At 63.5% G+C, this 19193-nt stretch carries 22 protein-coding genes; 12 read left to right on the top strand and 10 right to left on the bottom strand.

Going from position 1 to position 19193, the window contains the following annotated elements:
• The first annotated feature begins 8 nt into the window (after nucleotides 1-8).
• The 6 genes from H9I52_RS20630 to H9I52_RS20605 are packed head-to-tail and all read left to right on the top strand — an operon-like array spanning nucleotide 9 to nucleotide 5531.
• A complete protein-coding gene (locus tag H9I52_RS20630; protein ID WP_187455428.1) occupies nucleotides 9-656 on the top strand; it encodes a class I SAM-dependent methyltransferase in 648 nt (215 codons plus the stop codon).
• Nucleotides 653-1063 (top strand): DUF6691 family protein, encoded by a 411-nt coding sequence (locus H9I52_RS20625; RefSeq protein ID WP_187455427.1) that lies wholly within the window; start codon nucleotides 653-655, stop codon nucleotides 1061-1063. The genes H9I52_RS20630 and H9I52_RS20625 overlap by 4 nt, the downstream gene beginning before the upstream one ends.
• 27 nt (nucleotides 1064-1090) lie before the next feature.
• Nucleotides 1091-2146, top strand: a complete 1056-nt coding sequence (locus H9I52_RS20620; protein WP_187455426.1) for a c-type cytochrome — start codon at nucleotides 1091-1093, stop codon at nucleotides 2144-2146.
• A 12-nt stretch (nucleotides 2147-2158) separates the two neighbouring features.
• Nucleotides 2159-3607 (top strand): OprD family outer membrane porin, encoded by a 1449-nt coding sequence (locus H9I52_RS20615; protein WP_187455425.1) that lies wholly within the window; start codon nucleotides 2159-2161, stop codon nucleotides 3605-3607.
• Nucleotides 3608-3649: 42 nt separating this feature from the next.
• A complete protein-coding gene (locus tag H9I52_RS20610; RefSeq protein WP_187455424.1) occupies nucleotides 3650-4189 on the top strand; it encodes a DsrE family protein in 540 nt (179 codons plus the stop codon).
• A gap of 25 nt (nucleotides 4190-4214) precedes the next feature.
• Entirely contained in the window at nucleotides 4215-5531 is a 1317-nt protein-coding gene (locus H9I52_RS20605) for an MFS transporter (protein ID WP_187455423.1), read from the top strand.
• Between the two features lie 264 nt (nucleotides 5532-5795).
• On the opposite strand, the gene H9I52_RS23130 is transcribed toward H9I52_RS20605, so the two are convergent.
• From H9I52_RS23130 to H9I52_RS20560, 10 genes are all read right to left on the bottom strand, one after another.
• Nucleotides 5796-6044, bottom strand: a complete 249-nt coding sequence (locus H9I52_RS23130; RefSeq protein WP_227787559.1) for a GDCCVxC domain-containing (seleno)protein — start codon at nucleotides 6042-6044, stop codon at nucleotides 5796-5798.
• A gap of 11 nt (nucleotides 6045-6055) precedes the next feature.
• Nucleotides 6056-6685 (bottom strand): mercuric transport protein MerTP, encoded by a 630-nt coding sequence (gene merTP / locus H9I52_RS20600; RefSeq protein WP_187455422.1) that lies wholly within the window; start codon nucleotides 6683-6685, stop codon nucleotides 6056-6058.
• The gene (locus H9I52_RS20595) at nucleotides 6682-7053 is read right to left on the bottom strand and encodes an ArsR/SmtB family transcription factor (RefSeq protein WP_187455421.1); all 372 of its coding nucleotides are present in this window, start codon (nucleotides 7051-7053) and stop codon (nucleotides 6682-6684) included. The genes merTP and H9I52_RS20595 overlap by 4 nt, the downstream gene beginning before the upstream one ends.
• A gap of 268 nt (nucleotides 7054-7321) precedes the next feature.
• Complete coding sequence (locus tag H9I52_RS20590) at nucleotides 7322-8614, bottom strand: type II toxin-antitoxin system HipA family toxin (RefSeq protein WP_187455420.1); 1293 nt, start codon at nucleotides 8612-8614, stop codon at nucleotides 7322-7324.
• Entirely contained in the window at nucleotides 8608-8943 is a 336-nt protein-coding gene (locus tag H9I52_RS20585; RefSeq protein WP_187455419.1) for a helix-turn-helix transcriptional regulator, read from the bottom strand. The genes H9I52_RS20590 and H9I52_RS20585 overlap by 7 nt, the downstream gene beginning before the upstream one ends.
• A 99-nt stretch (nucleotides 8944-9042) precedes the next feature.
• Entirely contained in the window at nucleotides 9043-10290 is a 1248-nt protein-coding gene (locus H9I52_RS20580) for a hypothetical protein (RefSeq protein ID WP_187455418.1), read from the bottom strand.
• Between the two features lie 198 nt (nucleotides 10291-10488).
• Entirely contained in the window at nucleotides 10489-11121 is a 633-nt protein-coding gene (locus tag H9I52_RS20575; RefSeq protein WP_187455417.1) for a DUF305 domain-containing protein, read from the bottom strand.
• Between the two features lie 96 nt (nucleotides 11122-11217).
• Nucleotides 11218-11841 carry a helix-turn-helix domain-containing protein gene (locus H9I52_RS20570; RefSeq protein ID WP_187455416.1) on the bottom strand — a complete coding sequence of 208 codons (624 nt, stop codon included), beginning with the start codon at nucleotides 11839-11841 and terminating at the stop codon, nucleotides 11218-11220.
• Between the two features lie 11 nt (nucleotides 11842-11852).
• Nucleotides 11853-12230 (bottom strand): cupredoxin domain-containing protein, encoded by a 378-nt coding sequence (locus tag H9I52_RS20565; RefSeq protein WP_187455415.1) that lies wholly within the window; start codon nucleotides 12228-12230, stop codon nucleotides 11853-11855.
• Nucleotides 12231-12242: 12 nt separating this feature from the next.
• Nucleotides 12243-14525, bottom strand: coding sequence for a heavy metal translocating P-type ATPase (locus tag H9I52_RS20560; protein WP_187455414.1), 2283 nt, complete (start codon nucleotides 14523-14525; stop codon nucleotides 12243-12245).
• A gap of 221 nt (nucleotides 14526-14746) precedes the next feature.
• Here H9I52_RS20560 and H9I52_RS20555 point away from each other — a divergent pair, with 221 nt between their 5' ends.
• The 6 genes from H9I52_RS20555 to H9I52_RS23120 all read left to right on the top strand — a co-directional run bounded on the left by H9I52_RS20555 (nucleotide 14747) and on the right by H9I52_RS23120 (nucleotide 19176).
• Nucleotides 14747-15739: a DUF4238 domain-containing protein gene (locus H9I52_RS20555; protein ID WP_187455413.1), complete on the top strand. Its 993-nt coding sequence runs from the start codon at nucleotides 14747-14749 to the stop codon at nucleotides 15737-15739.
• Between the two features lie 275 nt (nucleotides 15740-16014).
• A complete protein-coding gene (locus H9I52_RS20550; protein ID WP_187455412.1) occupies nucleotides 16015-16488 on the top strand; it encodes a hypothetical protein in 474 nt (157 codons plus the stop codon).
• 128 nt (nucleotides 16489-16616) lie between these two features.
• Entirely contained in the window at nucleotides 16617-16748 is a 132-nt protein-coding gene (locus tag H9I52_RS23125) for a hypothetical protein (protein WP_262386163.1), read from the top strand.
• Nucleotides 16749-16797: 49 nt separating this feature from the next.
• On the top strand, nucleotides 16798-17745 hold the full coding sequence (locus H9I52_RS20545) for a heavy metal-binding domain-containing protein (protein ID WP_187455411.1): 948 nt from the start codon (nucleotides 16798-16800) through the stop codon (nucleotides 17743-17745).
• 50 nt (nucleotides 17746-17795) lie between these two features.
• A complete protein-coding gene (locus H9I52_RS20540; RefSeq protein WP_187455410.1) occupies nucleotides 17796-18614 on the top strand; it encodes a DUF305 domain-containing protein in 819 nt (272 codons plus the stop codon).
• Nucleotides 18615-18648: 34 nt separating this feature from the next.
• The gene (locus H9I52_RS23120) at nucleotides 18649-19176 is read left to right on the top strand and encodes a heavy metal-binding domain-containing protein (protein ID WP_187455409.1); all 528 of its coding nucleotides are present in this window, start codon (nucleotides 18649-18651) and stop codon (nucleotides 19174-19176) included.
• Nucleotides 19177-19193: the final 17 nt, after the last annotated feature.

Below are 19193 nucleotides of genomic sequence, written 5' to 3'. Positions count from 1 at the left end.
ACCGTTTTATGGAAGCGCTTGCCCCCACCGCCGTTGATTTCTGGGATGCCCGCTACGAGGGCGAAACCTACGCCTACGGCACCGAGCCGAATGCTTACTTCCGCCAGCAGCTGGAGGCGCTGCCGCCGGGCCGCCTGCTGCTGCTGGCCGAGGGCGAGGGCCGCAACGCGGTGTACGCCGCCAAGCGCGGCTGGCAGGTGACGGCCGTGGATTTCAGCGACGAGGGCCGCGCCAAGGCCCTGCGCCTGGCCGTGGCCCAGGGCGTGCGCCTCAACTACCAGGTGGCGGACCTGACGGCGCTGGGCTGGCTACGCCCCGGCCACTACGACGCCGTGGGCCTCATTTATGCCCACCTAGCGCCCGAAGACCGCCGGGCGGTGCACGCCGGCGCTACCGCCAGCCTGGCTTCCGGCGGCCACCTCATCCTGGAAGCCTTCAGTTCCCGCCAGCTGGGCCTGCCCTCGGGCGGCCCCAAGTCCGCCGACCTGCTCTACGAGCCGGCCACGCTGGCCGAAGACTTTGCCGGGCTGAATATCCTGGAAAACCACGCGCTGGGCGTGGTGCTGCACGAAGGCAGCTTCCACGCCGGCCCGGCCAACGTGGTGCGCCTGCTGGGCGTGCGCGATTCCTCCTCCGAACTCACTTACTGCATATGAAATATTTCAAATACCTGGTGCTGGGCACGTTGTTCGGCATCATTCTCACCAAAAGCGAAGTCATCAGTTGGTTCCGGATTCAGGAGATGTTCCGCTTCCAGAGCTTCCACATGTACGGCGTCATCGGCTCGGCCATTCTGGTGGGCATGATTTCCATTCAGCTCATCAAGCGCAACCGCCTCAAGTCGATTGATGGGGAAGAAATCAAGCTGGCCGACAAGCAATTCAACCACGGCATCTGGATTGGGGGCTTCATCTTCGGCCTCGGCTGGGCACTCACCGGGGCCTGCCCCGGCCCGCTGTTCGCGCAGCTGGGCAGCGGCGTCGGCTCGGCCGCCGTGCTCATTCTGGCCGCCCTGGCTGGCACCTGGACCTACAGCGCCCTACGCGAAAAGCTGCCCTACTAACCGCTTCACTTTTAACGCCTCCCCGCCATGAAACCCACCGATGAACGGGTGCAGCAGCTGCCCCAACTCGTGCGCCTGCTGATGGTGCTGACGGCGGCCGTGGTGCTGGTCATCGTGGTCGTGGTTACCCAGCTCTACGGGCCGCCGGCCGCGCCCGCGCCCGTGGCGACGGAGGACGAAGCCAACCAGGGGCCGCCCCCGGTGGGCAGCTACCACCGCCCGGCCACGCCGGCCCCGGACACGGCCACCATTCCGCGCACAGCCGCCGGCCGCCAGATTCGCTACGGGCGGGAGCTGATTGCCCACACGGCTCAGTACCTAGGCCCCAACGGCTCGGTGGCCCACCTCACCAACGGGATGAACTGCCAGAACTGCCACCTGCAGGCCGGCACCCAGGGCTTCGCCAACAACTACCTGGCCGTGGCTTCGACGTATCCCAAAATGCGCGCCCGCTCGGGGTCGGTGGTGGGCATCGAGCAGCGGGTGGGCGACTGCATGGAGCGCAGCCTCAACGGCCGCGCCGTGCCCGACAGCAGCCGCGAGATGCGCGCCATCGTGGCCTACATCAAGTGGCTGGGGAAGGACATTCCCAAAGGGAAAAAGGTGTACGGCACGGGCTTTATGAAGCTGCCCTACCTCGACCGGGCCGCCGACCCGGTGATTGGCGAAGCGGTGTTCGCGGCCAAGTGCCAGAGCTGTCACGGCCCCGCCGGCCAGGGTCAGCAGCTGGCCGATAACAGCGGCTACCAGTACCCGCCGCTGTGGGGACCGGCCAGCTACAACGACGACGCGGGCCTGTTCCGGGTGTCGAATTTTGCCAAATACGTGAAGGCGGCCATGCCCTTCGGGGCCACCTTCGACCACCCGCAGCTAACCAACAAGCAGGCCTGGGACGTGGCCGCGTTCGTGAATTCACAGCCCCGCCCCCATATGGCCACGCCGCGCGACTGGCCCGACATCAGTAAAAAGCCGGTGGACCATCCCTTCGGGCCTTACGCGGATAAGTTCTCCGAAAAGCAGCACAAGTACGGGCCGTATCAGCCCATCGAGGACGCCCACCCGCAGCCGGCCAAAGCCAATTAACCCGCCCTTGTGATGAACCGCCTTCTTCGTTTTTGCGCGGCCGGCCTGCTGCTGGCCCCAGCCGCCGCGCGGGCGCAGCAGGCCGAGCCCGCCCCCACGCGGTCCGTCACGGGCCGTAACCAGCTCCTGCCATACCCGCCACCGGCGGACACCGTGCAGGCCCGCACGCTGGCCGAAGCCTTCGGGCGGGGCCAGTGGCACGGCCGGGTGCGCAACTACTTCATGGCCACCCTCAACCAGGGCGACCGGCCCGACTACTACGCCAACGGCCTCGGGGCCGGGGCGCGGTTCGAGACGGCCCCGCTGCACGGCTTTCAGCTGGGCGTGGGCGGGTTTTTCTGGGCGAACCTGGCCTCCAACGACCTGGCTACGCCCGACCCCGCCACCGGGGCGGTGAGCCGCTTCGAGGTGGGCCTGTTTGACGTGACTGCCCCCGCCCGCCGCCAGCTCACGGGGCGGCCCGAGGAGCTGTTCGCCCGCTACCGCTGGCGGCAGTCGGTGGCCACGTTTGGGCGGCAGCTACTGGTGACGCCCCTGCTCAACCCGCAGGACGGCCGCCTGAGCCCGAACTACGCGCAGGGCCTGTGGCTGGAATTCAACGAAGTAAAAAACACGACCCTCACGGCCGGCTGGCTCACGCACATGGCCACGCGCTCCACGTCGGAATGGGCCTCGGTGGCCAACTCCCTCGGCCTGTACCCCACCGGCGTGGACGACACCGGCAAGCGGGCGGGCTACGCCGGGCAGCTGAGCAGTCGGGGCCTGGGCATCGTTGGCGCGAGCCGGCAGCTGGGGCCGCGCACCCGCGTGCAGGTCTGGAACTACTATGCTGACAAGCTGTTCAACGCCACCATGGCGGAAGCCACCACCGGCTGGGCCGTGGGCGCGGGCCAGCTCAGCCTGAGCGGGCAGTACCACTACCAGCGCACCGTGGGCAACGGCGGCAACGCCGACCCGCGCCTGGCCTACAGCGCCCCCGGCCGCCAGGCCCATGCCCTGAGCGCCCGCCTGGGCTACCAGCGCGGCCCCTGGAGCGTGAGCGCCAACTACACCCGCATCACCCGCACCGGGCGCTTCCTGTTTCCGCGCGAGTGGGGCCGCGAGCCGCTCTACACCTTTCTGCCCCGCGAGCGGGAGGAAGGCTTCGGCGGGCTCGACGCGGCGGCGCTGCTGGCCGGCCGCACCTTTGCCCGGGTGCCGGGGCTGAAAGTGGAAATCGGCTACGGCCACTACTACCTGCCCGATGTGCGCGACTTCGCCCTCAATAAGTATGGCATGCCCTCGTACCGCCAGCTCAACGCCTCGGTGAGCTACCCGTTTGGCGGCTGGGCGCGGGGCCTGCGCGGGCAGCTGCTCTACATTTACAAGGGCGGCCTGGGCGCCACCTACGGCGAGGCCCGCTACGTGGTGAACAAGGTGGACCTGCACCAGCTCAATCTCATCCTGAATTACGATTTTTAGGGTCGCCGACCCGTTCCCATCCCCTCCCAATTCCCTGCTTCCATGCTGACCATTCGCCCCCTGCTTACCGCGCTGCTGCTGACCGGCGCGGCCCTCACCGCCACCGCCCAAACGCCTGCTACGATGCCCGCTACTCCCCCCGCCACCACGCCCGCCACGCCGCCCGTGCTCACGCCGCCCAACGCCGCCTTTGCCGCCAAAGCCGCCAGCTTCGCGGGTGCGCCCGCCACCCAAAAGCACTATCGCGCCGTGTACCAGCTCGATAGCAGCGAGCCCAAGCTCATCAACCAGACCCTGCACAACATGAAAAATGCGCTCGAAGACCCGCGCCTGAAGGGCAAGCTGGAGCTGGAGCTGGTGGTGTTCAGCGGCGGCACGGTCGTGTTCAAAAAAGACCAGCCCTACGAGGCCGACGTGCTGGCTTTGCAGCAGGCCGGCGTCATCCTGGCCCAGTGCGCCAACTCGCTCAAGGCCTACAAGCTGACCAAGGACGATATGCTGCCCTATATCTCAATCGTGCCCACCGGCAACGGCGAGCTGATTATCCGCCAGGCCGAGGGCTGGGTGCTCGTGCACCCGTAACCACTTCGCTATTCCCCCTCTTTATATGACTACTCAACTTGGTTTGCGCGAAAACTGGCGGCAGTTCAGTTTGCTGGTCCTTGTCAACGCCTTCGTCGGTGGCATGGTGGGGCTGGAGCGCAGCATCCTGCCGCGGCTGGCCGAGCAGGAATTTCACCTGGTGGCCCGCACGGCCATTCTCTCCTTCATCGTCGTTTTTGGCCTCACCAAAGCCGTGGCCAACTACTACGCCGGAGCCTGGGCCAATAAGATTGGACGCAAAAACCTGCTGGTCATCGGCTGGCTGTTCGGGCTGCCGGTGCCGCTGCTGCTGCTCTGGGCGCCCAGCTGGGGCTGGGTGATTGCGGCCAACGTGCTGCTGGGAATAAACCAGGGCCTGGCCTGGTCGAGCACGGTGGTCATGAAAATCGACCTCGTGGGACCAAAGCAGCGCGGCCTGGCCATGGGCCTGAATGAGTCGGCCGGCTACCTGGCCGTGGCAGCCACGGCCTTTGCCTCGGGCTGGCTGGCCACCGAATACGGCCTGCGGCCCTACCCGTTTTACCTGGGCATCGGGCTGGCGGTGCTGGGCCTGCTGGGCTCGCTGCTGGTGCGCGATACCCGCCACCACGTAGCGCTGGAAGCGGCGCAGGCCCCGGCCGCGCCGGCCGGCCCGCCACTTTCCTTCTGGGACGTCACGTGGCGGCACCCCAACCTGGGCTCGGTCACGCAGGCCGGGCTGGTGAACAACCTCAACGACGGCATGGTGTGGGGCCTGCTGCCGCTGCTGCTGGCCAGCAAGGGCTTTACGCTCACCCAAATCGGTACCGTGGCGGCCGTGTACCCGGCCGTGTGGGGCCTGGGCCAGCTGCTCACCGGCCCGCTGGCCGACCGACTTTGTAAAAAGGACCTGCTGTTCTGGGGTATGCTGCTGCAAGGGGCGGTGCTGCTGGCCATGCTCTTTACCGACACCTACCCCGTGTTTGTGCTGCTGGCGGCGCTGCTGGGGGCGGGCACGGCGCTGGTGTACCCCACGTTCCTGGCGGCCGTGGCCGAGTACGCGCCGCTCCCGCAGCGGGCGCACAGCGTGGGCATCTTCCGCTTCTGGCGCGATGCCGGCTACGCCATTGGGGCACTGCTCACCGGCCTGCTGGCTGATGCTTTTGGCCTGGGGGCCGCGCTGGCGGCCATTGGCGGGCTCACGGTGCTCTCGGCGCTGGTCATCCAGCGGCGGATGTACTGCCTGCCGGGGACAGCTGAAGTAGGCCCAACGCGAAGCTGTTCCCGGCCAATGTCCGTTGCAAATCATGAATCTAACCGGGGACCAGGCGTTGGTTTTCGGACCAGTTTCAGCGTAGCCTGATACTAGCGGCAAGGCTATCTCTTTGCTGCCTATCGGGCCATGCGGCCGCACTCTCATTGACTTGCTCCTTTTGGGGGCAACACGAGTGCGGACCAACTGGAACCCGTCAGCAGCCACTCGCTGTTGGCGGGCTATGTGTAACCACCACAAACCAGCGCAGAAACTCCAACGCTTCGGCATCTACATTGCCGTGGGCGTCCTGGTGCTGATAAGCCAGTATTATACCCTCTAAACCAGGCTCCGCCTGCGCATCGCTCAGCCTGTTCAGTTGGCGCTGCAACACCCGCCGCGCCCTTGAATTTGAATGGGTGGGCAGGGCACCGTACCGTACGAGCAGAACACGCAGCAGTCACCGGCCAGGGGCTTGAGCACCGTACCGCAGCTGGTGCACTCGTAGAACCACTGACATGCCTCGGTGGGCATCTGCTCGGCTTGTGCGTGCTGGCAGAACGGGCAGGTGAGCACCGAGGTCAGTTCGGGAGTCGTGGTGGCAGGGGGCGTGAGGGGAATCATAGCCAGGACGATTAGTGGGCGGTGGTGGGGTTCAACACCAGGTAGCCAGTGCCGTTGATGGCTTTCTCTACCTGGGCAACGGGAGTCACTTTTGAGTCAAAGCGTACCTGGGCGGTGCCCTGGTCATAGGACACCCGCACGCGCTGCACGCCCGGCACTTGCTGCACGGCGTGCTCGACGTGGCGGGCACAAGCCTCGCAGGTCATGCCCCCGATGCGGTAGGAACTGGTTTGCCACACCGGGGCAGCGCGGACCGCCGCCACCGGTTTGGGCGCCGCCGACGGGTAGAACCGGGCACTGTAATAGGGAAATGCCAGCAGCAGCCCGGCCAGCACCGTCACACTCGCCAGAAAGCCACGCGACTGCATCAGGGAGGGATTACCCGGCACGGGGCAGCCGCAGTCGTCGTCCGCCCCGGGCGCGGGCCGGAGCTGCTGGTACCAGGCGAAGCCCAGCACGCCAACCGTCAGCGCTATCAGGTAGGGGCGCAGGGGCTCCAGCCACGCGAAAGTGGAAGCGACGCCCCCCAGCCCTCCAACGATGGCCAGCAGCGGGGTGATGCAGCACAGCGAGGCTGCCAGCGCCGCCAGCAGGCCCGTTCCGGCCAGCGACCTGGTGGGAGTAGAAGCTGAATGGTTCATGCGACTGGGGCAGTGAGGGAAGTGGAAACAGATGCCAGCAGGGGCTGCACCAGGGGTCGCAGGGCGGGCGTCAGGGTATAGAATACCGTCTGCCCGACTTTGCGGGCCTGCACCACGCCCCCGTCCTTGAGCTTGCGCAGGTGCTGCGAGATGGCCGACACGTTCATCTGCAGCACGTCGGCCAGGTCACACACGCAGAGCTGCTGCTGGTCCAGCAGCAGGAACAGCATCTTCAGGCGCACCTCGTTGCCGGCCAGGGCCAGCACGGCGGCCACGGCTTCGATGCCCGGCGCAGCCGCGGCCAGGCGCTGCTTGCTGTGTTCAATGTGGGCGGCGTCAGCAAAGACGCGGATGCAGGAAGCGGCCATAACTCTTGATTTCCCCAAAATTACTACTTTCTTATTTAAGCAAACGCTTAAATAAGAATCAAAAAACCGAATCAGGCCTCGTTTGCCGCTTTTCGCTTTCATGCTGGTTACCCAGCAGCTGATAATGAAATCCTGCTCCCTGGCAGTTTGTCCATTGCTGGCGCTGACGCACCCATTACATTCGCTCGCTTATTTTACAAGCCCAAGCATCCTGCCCGCAGAGGAGAGCCTCCGGCAGTGGTTCGGGTGACAACTGCCCGGCTCCCAGCTATTTTACTTGCCGGTGCGCTTGCGCAATCGCGGCAGTGCGTTCCTCACTCATGCCAGCCGTAGCGGCAAACTCCGGCCACCGCGCCACGTGCGTCAGCACGTCGTCAATGAGTTCGTCGGCCCCGCGGATGTTCATTTCCCGCGCCACGGCCTTGAGGTCGGTCCGGGTAAAGCCGTCCCGCTTGCCGTTCAGGGCCATCTGGTGCTGGCTGGTCCAGCGGTTGCCGGGCTGGTAGGCGTAGGCGACGTCATAGGCCGGGGCCAGTTGCCACTGACCCGCCGTATCCATCAGAAAGGAGATGTTCTTGGTGTGGTCGTCCTGGTTGCGGGCCACCACGTTGAACACCATTCGCCGAAAGAACTGCTCGGCCGCCGTGTAGGGCAGCCGCAGGTCGCGCATGACCTGGAAGGCCTGCTCGTAGGAATAGGCGGGCTGGTTGTAGTCGTAGTGGGCCAGCGCGCACAGGGTCTGCGCGTGGATTTTCTCCCCCTCCGCGGTCCGGTCAAAGCGCCGGGTCATGAAGTGCGCCCGCGGCCCTTCCTCGTAGAGGCGGCACTCGCTCATCTGCAGGCCGCTGGCGGTGGCCATGAGGTAATAGGCATATTCCAGCCGGCCAAAGTCCTGGGGGTCGGCCAGGGCCAGGTCGCGCACGCCATCGAGTTTGAGCAGCCAGTAGCCGAAACCGGACGGGGCTTTCACCTGGCCCGAGCGCACTTCGCCGCTTTCCTCGTTGAAGGCAATAATGGCCTTGGGCCGGGCCCCACCCGCCGAGGTGCCCACGGCCAGCAGGGCCGCTAACCCATCAGCTGCCCCGTCGCGCAGGTTGACCTGGAAGGCCTCGCGCTGGCCCACCACCTGCTGCGCCAGCTCCACCAGCGCAGCCACTTCCAGTGATTCGCCTCCCGTCGCGGCCACATTGCCCACCTGGGGCTCGAACTCCAGGGCGCCCATGCCGCGGTTGGCGATGTAGCACAGGCGCTCCACCGGCGAGAAGTCGGCGGGGGCGCGGCCCTGCGTGGCCAGCCAGGCGTCAATAAGCTGATTACCGAACCGGTCGGGCAGCGCATCGGCCAGCAGCCCGGGCAGGCCGTGGTAGGTGTCGGGGTTCAGGCGCGGAAACGCGTATACCTGGTCGGCGCGGGCCGTCAGCGGCATCTGCAGTGGCGCCACGTTCAGGCCGGACTTCACAAAGCCGGGGTCGTAGGCAAACGTGGCCAGCGACCGGGCCGCGTCCCAACGCACGACTCCGACCGGCTGGCCCCACAAGCGAACAAAAGCGAGGTCTACCATTCAGCGGGTGGGGGTGGGGGAGGAGTGGACGAGGCGGGAGAAGCGTTGCGGCGCTGCTTTTTGGCGAGGCGGGCCAGCGCCAGGGGGCTGATTTCGGCTTTGGTCACCAGGCTATCCAGCAAATCGAGCTGCTCCAACGTGCGCAGCAGTTGCACGAAGGTGAGCAGCGAGGTGGGCCGGCCGTGCTCAATCTGACTCAGCGTGGCCCGGTCAATGCCCGCGGCGTCGGCCACCGCTTGCTGGGACTGGTTGCGGTTGAGCCGAATCTGGCGCAGGCTGCTGCCCAGCTCGCGCAGGATGGCCAAGTCGGAAAGAGAGTACCAATTCATGTTGTATAGGCGCAACAAAGAAGGTCAAATATAACGTCTTTGTTGCGTTTGTGCAACAGAATACCTGACCCTGCTGTGCTGAGCAGCGAAACCTGCACCCTAAACTCCTCTTGCAATCTTCCGCATGGCCGCAGGCGAGTCCCCAAACTTGCACAGCGCCTCGCAATGCTGCCGTAGCTCGGAAAACAGAATGTAGTGGATAGTCGCCCCGGCGGCCCGGATGGCTGGCCGCGAGAGCTGAGCCTGTACCTCCTTCTCGCGGGCATCAGGCACGACCAGGTACAATGCCGTTTCGTTCTCGGGCATGGAAAACGCCAGGTCCGTCAGGCGCAGGATGCCGCTGTAGATGCTGGTACTCTTCTCCACCTCGAAGGCCGCCACCACTCTACTCGTACCGGGCGCAAACCACACGATGTCAATCAGGCGGATGGTACTGGCCACATCGGCCGGCACCGGCAGCTCGGGGTGCTGGTCGAGGCAGAGAAACGAGAGCTTCTGCCCGCCGCAGAGGCGGTTGCGGTCGTTGATAGCCGTGGTCACGTCGCAGCCCAAGGCCTTGCCGATGCGCAGCAGGTGGTGCTGCATCTCGGTGTGCTGGTTTTCTTCCTGGGCCTCGGTCTGCACCTCTTTGTGGCGCTTCTGGGCCTGCTGCTGGTACTTGTCGCGGTCCTCGTCGGTGGCAAACTGCTGGTCGCCGGCAATCATCTTTTTCACGCCCACGTCGAAGAGCAGCCCACTCAGCGCGCCGTAGTCGAGGCTGAGATGCTGGCGGTGCTCCTGGTTGAGGTCGCGCAGCCGGTCACGCATCCGCAGGTACTCCGACCAGGAGCCGAGCTTGATTTTCTCCCCGAACAAGGCGTTGAACCCGTTGACGATGGCCGTGTTGCAGGGCGGCATCAGGGTCGGGTGCAGGAAGTAGAGGATGCTGGCCACGGCCGGCCCCAGTCCCTTGATTTTGCGGCGGTCGAGAATGTCAATTTCCTTGAGCAGTTGCTGCTCGGTGGTGGCGGCCAGGCAGCTTTCCAGAAATTGCCCAAAGGCCCGCTTGTTATCCTCGTGCTCGTAAATATCGGGAATGCGCAGCTTGGGCTTCCAGTAGAAGGGGTGGGCCGCGCCCTGGAACACCTGCTTTTGCTCGCTGATAACGCTGAGCACGAATTCGAGCGAGGTACCCTTGAAGTCGTTGCCGAAGCTGCCGGCCTTGATGTCCTTGACCACCTGCTGCACCCCGCGCCGGATGGAGCGGAAGGCCTTCAGGCGCTCCTCGTTGTTGATGAACCAGGTGTTGTAAACAGACTCGGAATCAGCCTTGTATTGCTGGATAAGGGGCGGTAGTGCGGCCGACATAAAAGGGAACGGGATAAATGGAATCACGAAGATGCGCAGAATCCCGGGGGCCGCCAATAAGCGGGGCCAACTCCCACGGCCAGCCGTTCGGAGCGCCCGTGGGATGGGTATATAGCCGGCGCAGCGAAACCGGAAAAACAAAAAGCAGCGAGCCATCGGGGCCCGCTGCTTCTGCCAGGTAGCGCAAACGCCGGGGCCTTAGTAGCCCTTATTCTTGAGCAGCCATTCCTGCATCTCCTTTATTTCCATCATTTGGGAATCAATAATTTGCTGGGCCAGAGCCTTGGTTTCCATGTGCCGGCCTAGGTCCAGAATGGCCTGCGAAGTTTCGATAGCGCTCTGATGGTGGTCCTGCATCAGTTGGGCGAAGTCGCGGTCAGTATTGCCGGTGATAACGCGCAGGTCGTTGGCACGCATCATTTTATCCATGGCCATCATCTGGCGCGTGTTAAACGCCGGTACGAGTGGCGTCTCCACCCGGTGCCCAGCCAAAAACGCGTTAAACTGCGTAATCTCGGCCTGTTGCGCGGCAATGATGCGCGTGGCCAGGTCCCGCATCTGGGTGTCCTTGCCATTTTTCAATTCCTCCTGGGCCATGGTAATGGCTCCCTGGTGGTGCATCACCATCATCATGGCGTAGTCCTGGTCGGGGTCCTGGGTTTTCGTCATGGCATCCATCTTCTTCATCATGTCGTGCATGAGGGTCATCATGGTGTTCTGGTCGTGGGCCTGCACTTTCAGGCTGTCAGAATCGTCTTTGTTGCACGAGGAAACGAGCGTAACGGAAGCCAGCAGCAGGGCCAGCAGGGGAAGGCGAAATAGCTTGTTCATAAAATCAAGTTGGGAGGATGGTTTTTAGATTGCTAAAACGGACCGCCTCTTCCCAGGATTTATAACAGTGAGACCCCGACTTACATAATTTCCAGTTCAAATCAGCGAGTCCAAACTGCGGCGGGCGTGGCTGGCGGGTCCCAGCCGCTGAAACTCGGTGGGGGTGAGGCCGGTCACCTGCCGGAACTGGCGCGAGAGGTGCGCCGGGCTGCTGTAGCCGAGCTGCTGGGCCACCTCGGCCATGGGCAGCTCGCCGTAGCCGATGAGTTCCTTGGCGCGCTCCACCTTCTGGCGGATGATGAATTTCTCAATCGTGAGGCCCTCGGCAGCGGAGAACAAATGGGAAAGATAGTGGTAGTCCTTGCTCAGGTGCTCCACCAGATAATCCGAGTAGTTGAGCAGGCGCGGGCCGGGCGGCGGGTAGTGAATCAGGGCCACCAGCAGGGTTTTGATGCGGTCTACCAACTGGTCCCGGGGGTCTTCCAGCAGCTCGAACCCGGCATCCTGCAGGCTGGCCCGGATGGCTGCCCAGTCGGGGGCCGCCCCGTCGGGCGTGCTTACGTCGGCTTCGCCCAGGGCCACGCGGTGCACCGTCAGGCCCAGCGCCGTCAGCTCCTCGCGCACCACCCGGATGCACTGCGGACACACCATGTTCTTAATCAGCAGCCGGTGCGAACCGGACGGCGGCAGGACGTGGGCGATGCTGACGTCGGCTTTCATGGGGTGCGGCATTATTTCACCACTAAGCTACCCCGCAGCATGCCCATGCCGCAGGTGAAGGTAAATGTCCCGGCTTCTTTGGGCAGCAGCTCCACCAACGTGGTTTTAAAGGCCGGCAGGTCGCGGCGGATGCTGAAATCCGGCATCAGCAGCTCCTCCGAACAGCTGTTTTCCTCGTCGCGGTAGAAGCTCAGCTGCACGGGCTTGCCGCGCTCCACCTCAATCACGTCGGGCGAGTAGCCACCCTTCACGGTGATGGCCACCTCCTGCACGCCGCCGGAAGTAGACACGGCGCTGGCCGTCTGGCGGGCCGAAAAAAAGAAGTACCACAGCACAAACCCAGCAAGGGCCAGGCCGGCGACGGTCACGATAATGGCGGGGGTATCCATAGCAGAGCGGAATTAATGGTTGTCGAAGGAGCGCAGGCGCAGCGAGTTGGTCAGCACCGACACCGAACTAAGGGCCATGGCCCCGGCCGCCAGCATGGGCGAGAGCAGGATGCCGAAGAAGGGGTAGAGCAACCCGGCGGCGACGGGAATGCCCAGCGTGTTGTAGACGAAGGCAAAAAACAGGTTCTGTTTGATGGTGCGGATGGTCTGGCGACTCAGCTCGATGGCCGTCACCACCCCGTTCAGGTCGGAGCGCATGAGCGTGATGCCGGCCGCTTCCATCGCCACGTCGGTACCCGAGCCGATGGCCAGCCCAATGTCGGCCTGGGCCAGCGCGGGTGCGTCATTAATGCCGTCGCCGACCATGGCCACGATGCGGCCTTCGGCCTGCAGCTCCTTCACCTTGCCGGCTTTATCGGCGGGCAGCACCTCGGCGAAGTAGCGCGTGATGCCCACCTGCCCGGCCACCTGGGCGGCCGTTTCGGCGTTGTCGCCGGTCATCATCACCACCTCAATGCCCAGGGCCTGCAGCTTTTTGATGGCGGCGGCCGACGTATAGCGCACGGTATCGGCCACGCCCACCAGACCCACGGCCTGGCCGGCCACGGCAATGTAAAGCACGGTTTTAGCCTGGCTCAGCAGCTGCTCGGCCTGCGCAATCAGGTCGGGCGAGAGACTCACGCTTTCGTCGGCCAGCAGGCGGCGGTTGCCGATGAGCACGGCCTGGCCGCTCACGGTGGCGGCGGCCCCTTTGCCTTCCACGGCCCGGAAGCCGGTCGCCGTCAGGCTGGCCGCGCCCTGCGCCTCGGCGTGGCGCACCACGGCCTCGGCCAACGGGTGCTCGCTCTGGCGTTCCACGGCGGCCACTACTTGCAGCAGTTGGCCGGCCTCCTGGGCAGCCCCGGTAGGGCCGGGCAGCGTCCAGAAATCCGTCACGGCGGGCTCGCCGCGGGTGATGGTGCCGGTTTTATCGAGCAGCACGGTGTTTACCTGGTAAGCCTTTTCCAGCGCCTCAGCGTTGCGAATCAGTACCCCGTGCTCGGCCCCCTTGCCGGTGCTCACCATGATGGCCGTGGGCGTGGCCAGCCCTAGCGCGCACGGGCAGGCAATGATGAGCACGGCCACGAAGTTGACCAGCGCCAACGGCAGGCGGGTACCGGCCGGGGCCAAATCAAACCAGAGCACGAACGTGAGAATGGCAATGACCACCACCGTGGGCACGAAAATGGCGCTGACCTTATCGGCCAGCCGTTGAATGGGCGCGCGGCTGCCCTGGGCATCTTCCACCAGCTGAACAATCTGCGAGAGCATGGTGTCGGCCCCTACTTTGGTCACCCGAAAGCGGAAGGAGCCGGTTTTGTTGAGCGTAGCCCCGAACACCGGGTCACCGGCCTGCTTCTGCACCGGCAGGCTTTCGCCCGTGAGCATAGCCTCGTCGAGGGCTGAGCTGCCTTCGGTAATGAGGCCGTCGGTGGCCACCTTCTCGCCCGGGCGCACCACGACGATATCGCCCAGCTGCACCTGCTCGATGGGCACGTCGACTTCAGCGCCATCGGGCCGCACCACGCGCGCCGTTTTGGCTTGCAGGCCGATGAGGCTGCGCATGGCGGCCGAGGTCTGGGTTTTGGCCCGCAGCTCCAGCACCTTGCCCAGCAGAATCAGGGCAATGATGGTGGCCGTCGTGTCGTAGTACACCTCGGGCATCAGGCCCCGGCTGGTGAAAAAGCCGGGCACCACCGTAGCCGCCAGGCTGTAGAGGAAGGCTGCGCCGGTGCCCACGGCAATGAGCGTGTCCATGTTGGCGGCCCGGTGCTTGAAGCCGTTCCAGGCCGATTCGTAGAACTCGCGCCCGCTGTAAAGCAGCACGGGCAGCGTGAGCAGCAGCAGGGCGTAGTTGAGCCACTGCATATTGATGCGCGCCATCATGGCCGGCCAGAGCATGAGCATACTCAGCGGCATGATAAGGAGGGCCAGGCCCACGGCCACCCAGAAGCGGCGCTTGAGCTTGGCGTAGGCCACGGCCTTCTGGCGGTCGATTTCGGCGCTGCGCTCGGCGGCGCTGGTGTCGGGGGCGCGCTCCACGACGCCGTAGCCGGCGTTGATGACGGCTTCCTTGAGCGTGGCCGGGGTAGCTTCGGTGGGCACGTAGTCCACGGTGGCCTTCTCAGTAGCAAAGTTGACCATCGCCCGCTGTACGCCCGGCGTGCGGCTGAGCGACTTCTCGACGGCGGACGCGCAAGAGGCGCAGGTCATGCCTTCGATGTCGAGGGTTTCGGTTTTAGTGGCAGGTTCCATAAAAAGCGGCGTAATGAGTGGTTTTTGAGCCATTTAGCCAGTTGGCGAAAGCCCATAATCACGCTACAAAGGAACGGCGGCCGGAGAGCGAAGTTGGTACTAAATACCGCCGCAGAATTGCATAATTTGACGGGTTGGTGTTCTTCGCTTTTAAGCCCAATTTAACTTGTCATTGAATAAGTGGGTTCTACTATTGGTAAGCGTTAAGCAACAACCAAGCTATGAAAAGCCAAGAAGTTACTAAACAACATTTCGTCCCGCGCACCTACCTAAAGCACTTCGGACAGCAGGAGAACGGACAGGATAAAATATACCGCGCTATGCGCGATGATGCCGACCCTGCCAGTGTACGCCAAGTATCTGTGGCATCCGTGTGCTTTCAAAACGACCTATACACTTTAGAAGGTGAAAGCAGTGCTGAGCGTATGGCCTTGGAAGATTTCTACCGCACCAGCGTAGAAGATGAGTATGACGCTTTGCGTGAGGTACTGCTCGACCAGCACCAGAAAACTGCCTCGGAAGAGTTGCGCAGCCAAGTCTTACACACCGTTGCCACTATGCTCATGCGTACTACCAAGCTACTGTCGCGCAGCAACACGCTTATGGACCGAGTGCTGGAGCGAATGATGACGCTTTGCGAGCTTACGGGCAAGCAGGCATTTGATTTCGAGGGCGAGATGCATTCCGTCAAAGGCAAAACCTTGGCTGAATTACGGCGCGAGTTTCGCAAGCAGAACCAACCAAGTCATGCGCTCACTCAGGTCGAACTGGCCTTACGGCTAGGGGAAGCAAAGCAAAATGACTTTGGAATCGTAGTTCTCACTATCGACGAGGCTGCAGGAGAATACATTACCAGCGACAATCCGGTGCTGATTTCGAGTTTAGACCGTTTCAACACCGCTTTCAATCCTGACGCGGCGCTCCGGCTGCCATTGGGGCCTAAGCATATGCTCTGGTTAATGCCAAAGGCGCATGACATGCTCAAAAATCGCATAACGCGATGGTCAATGGGTGGGGACCAAGCTAAACTGGAACGCATGGCCGCCAATATTACTCAGCAACACAATGCTGAGCGCTGGTTATTAGGCAACCAAGCGGCTGTACAGCTTCACATTCGGGAAAGGGTTACCATGCAGTATGACCTCGATAATCCGACACCTGAAACAATGGGACAAGCTGTTCATGAGCGAATGAAACGGTTGGGTTTTCTGTAAGCAAACCTGAAATGGTAAGAGCAGGCAGCATTCTGCTTGGATGCCATGATTACAAAATCACGCAGCCAACTTGCATAATTTTGCTCTCCCCCTTCGTGTAGCGCTGGCTAGCATGGTGAGTAGATGGCCGTGAGAAGCTCAGCAGCGCCGTTTTACCATCCTACCGTCACTACGCTCACACTACCCCCGGAACCCTTTCGGGGCATTGCGGGTAGATATGCAGTCCTACTCCTTACCGGAGATAAGTCTAATTTTGCGGTTGCTAAGTGCCCGTTATGTTCCGTAGCCTGTTCCCCTTCCGCCGTTTGCTGGCGACGAGCTTCCTGCTCGTCTTCGTCAACGTGTTCGTGGGGCAGTGCTGGTGCGCATCGGTGAATCCTGCCCAAATGGCTCCGCCAATGGCGGCCATGAGCCACCACCAGGCGGAAAAGCCTGCGCATCCGGGCTGTCACGGTCACGGCGCAATAGCCGAGCACCATGGCAAGCACGACGGCCACCAGGGCAAGTCCACTCGCAATCACGACTGCTGCAAGGACAAATCGGCCTCGCTGCTTTCGTCGCTGACTTCTCCGGCGCAGAAGCAGCTGCTGGTGCCCGCTCCGGCATTATTGCCCGAAGCCATGGATTTTCACTTCCGGCCCGCCGCCGGCAAGTGGGACCGTACCTGCGCGGTTACGCTGGTGCCTAGGGAGCACCTGCCGCCTAAAATACCCGACATTCGTATTTTCATCCAGTCGCTGACTGTCTGATTGTTCCGACGCGCTAAGGCTCGCGCCGGCATAGCTATGCTATGTCCGGGGCGGGCCTTTTCGTTTGCTCGTTTGCGTGGCCCGGCCGCGCCCCCTTCCCCCAATTTCCTGGTTTTTCCTCCCGCGCAATGAAGAGTTGCTGTCAGGAGGCCGGTGCGCCGCCCCCGCGTGGGCCGGGCCGTCGCTGGCTGTCCTACTTGCTCTACGCCGGGCTGGCTGCCGCCCTGGGCTTCGTGCTCTGGCAGCAGTGGCAGGCGTAGGCCCCACCGGCCTTTTTGGCCCCGCATTTCCCATCCAATACCCGTTTTCATGAACCGCTTTCTTGTTCCGCTGCTGGCCGCTGCCAGCGTTTTCACCGTTGCCAGCTGCTCCTCGGATTCGTCGAGCAGCAGCGCCACCAACACCGTTACCACGCCCGCCGGCACCGCGCCCGACAGCACGGCTGCCCACGCCGGGGGCCACACCTACGCCTGCCCCATGCACCCGGAGGTGACCAGCACCAAGCCCGGCGAGAAGTGCCCCAAGTGCGGCATGGAGCTGGTGCACAACGACCAGGTGAGCAACGGCAAGAGCTACCAGATGCAGTTCGAGCCCAAGCCCATGCACCTGGTGGCCGGCCAGCCCGTTACGCTCACCTACACCCCGCAGGAAATCGGCAACGTGAAAGCGCCGGTGCCGCTGGCGGTGGTGCACGAGAAGAAAATCCACCTCATCATCGTCCGCAAGGACCTGTCGGTGTTCGACCACGAGCACCCCGAGTTCACGGCCGATGGCAACTACAAGGCTGCGTTCACCTTCCCCAAGGGCGGCGACTACGTGCTGTTTCAGGACTACACGCCCGATGGCAGCGGCCACCAGCTCGGCCGCCAGGTGGTGAGCGTGCAGGGGCCGAAGTACACGCCCGTCAAGTTCAGTAAAGACCAGATGCAGTGGAGCAAGGATGGCTACCAGGCCACCCTGGCTTTTGACAAGGAGCTGAAAGTGGGCCAGCTGCTGGGCATGAAAATCACCCTCAGCAAAAACGGCCAGCCCGTGACGGACCTCGACAAGTACCTCGGGGCGCTGGGCCACGTCGTGGTCATCAGCGAAGACACCGAGCGCTACCTGCACGTGCACCCCAACGACCAGGCCGACAAGGGCCCGGTCATCGGCTTCAACACCAACTTCGAAAAGCCCGGCCTGTACCGCGTTTTCCTGCAATTCAACCACGGCGGGCAGATTCACACCGGCGACTTCACCATCAACGTGAAGGCCTAGCCCACAATCCGACACCTCGTTTTTTCACCGCTTACCCCAACCCAAACCCCATGAAAAAGTCCGCATTTTTCCTTGCCGCCCTCTGCTCGGGCACCCTGCTGCTGGGCAGCTGCAACTCCGATAAGTCGGCCGACACCACGGCAACGACCTCGGCCCCGGCCGATACCACCGCCGCGGCCGGCGACATGGCCGGCATGGACCACTCGAAGATGGCTGATGGCACCGCCGGCACCTCGCCCCTAGTGGCCTCGATGAACGAGATGATGGCCAAGATGGACGCCATGAAGCCCAAGGGCAACACCGACCACGACTTTGCTCACATGATGATGGAGCACCACAAGGGGGCCATTGCCATGGCCGACATCGAGCTGCGCGACGGCAAAGACGCCACCATGCGCCAGCTGGCCGAGAAAATTAAGGCTGACCAGCAAAAGGAAATCGGCGAGCTGGAGCCCATTGCCGAGCGCCTCGACTCGGCCCCGACCAACTACAAGCCCCAGGACCCGACCGACCCCTTCACGGCCCAGATGAAGACGTCGATGGACCATATGATGAAAAATATGCCCGCGACGGTGGCCGATGCGGATATGAACTTCAACATGCTGATGACCGTGCACCACCAGAGTGCGATGGACATGGCCGAAGCCGAGCTGGCCCACGGCAAGGACACCAAGCTCAAGGAGATGGCGCAAATGATGATTGACGCCCAGAAAAAGGAGATTGAGCAGTTCAAAGCCTGGCACGCCAAGAATGCCGGCAAGATGCAGTCGGCCGGGGCGGCCTACGTGTGCCCGATGAATGACGGCGGCCAGAGCAACGCCCCCGGCAAATGCCCGAAGTGCGGCATGGACCTGGAGAAAAAAGCGTAGCCCATCCCTTTTGACCGTGCTGCTGCATCGCCCCATGAAAATGCTCCGCCCCTTCCTCGCTGCGCTGGCTCTGCTGGCCGCCGCGCCCCTCGCCCACGCCCAGCACGCCGAAATGGCGGCGGGTGAAACCCACGCCCACGTCGCGCCCCACGGCGGCGTGGTGCGCTCGGCCAGCCCCTACCACCTGGAGCTGGTGGCCCAGCCCACCGAACTGGCTTTCTACCTGCTGGGCGCCAAGATGAGCGCCGTGCCCAACAAGGGCATGAGCGGCTCGGTGCTGGTGCAGCTGAGCACCAACGCCACCGTGACCGTGCCGCTGGCCCTGGCCGGCGATGACCACCTCACGGCCAAGCTGCCCGCCGGGGCCAAGGTGCGCACCGCCATCGTGACGATGAACACGGCCGACGGCAAGGCCCTGACCGTGCGCTTCGACAAGCTGGATGAGGCCCACGGCCACAAGGCCGTGGGCGCGGCCTTTGCCTGCCCCATGCACCCGGAAGTGGCCGCCACCGAGCCGGGCAAATGCCCGAAGTGCGGCATGGCGCTGGTCAAAAAATCCTAGCTGCGGGCGGTCCGCTT

Source organism: Hymenobacter sp. BT491 (genome assembly GCF_014349165.1).
Lineage (GTDB): Bacteria > Bacteroidota > Bacteroidia > Cytophagales > Hymenobacteraceae > Hymenobacter > Hymenobacter jejuensis.
This window is presented reverse-complemented; position numbering and strand designations above follow the sequence as displayed.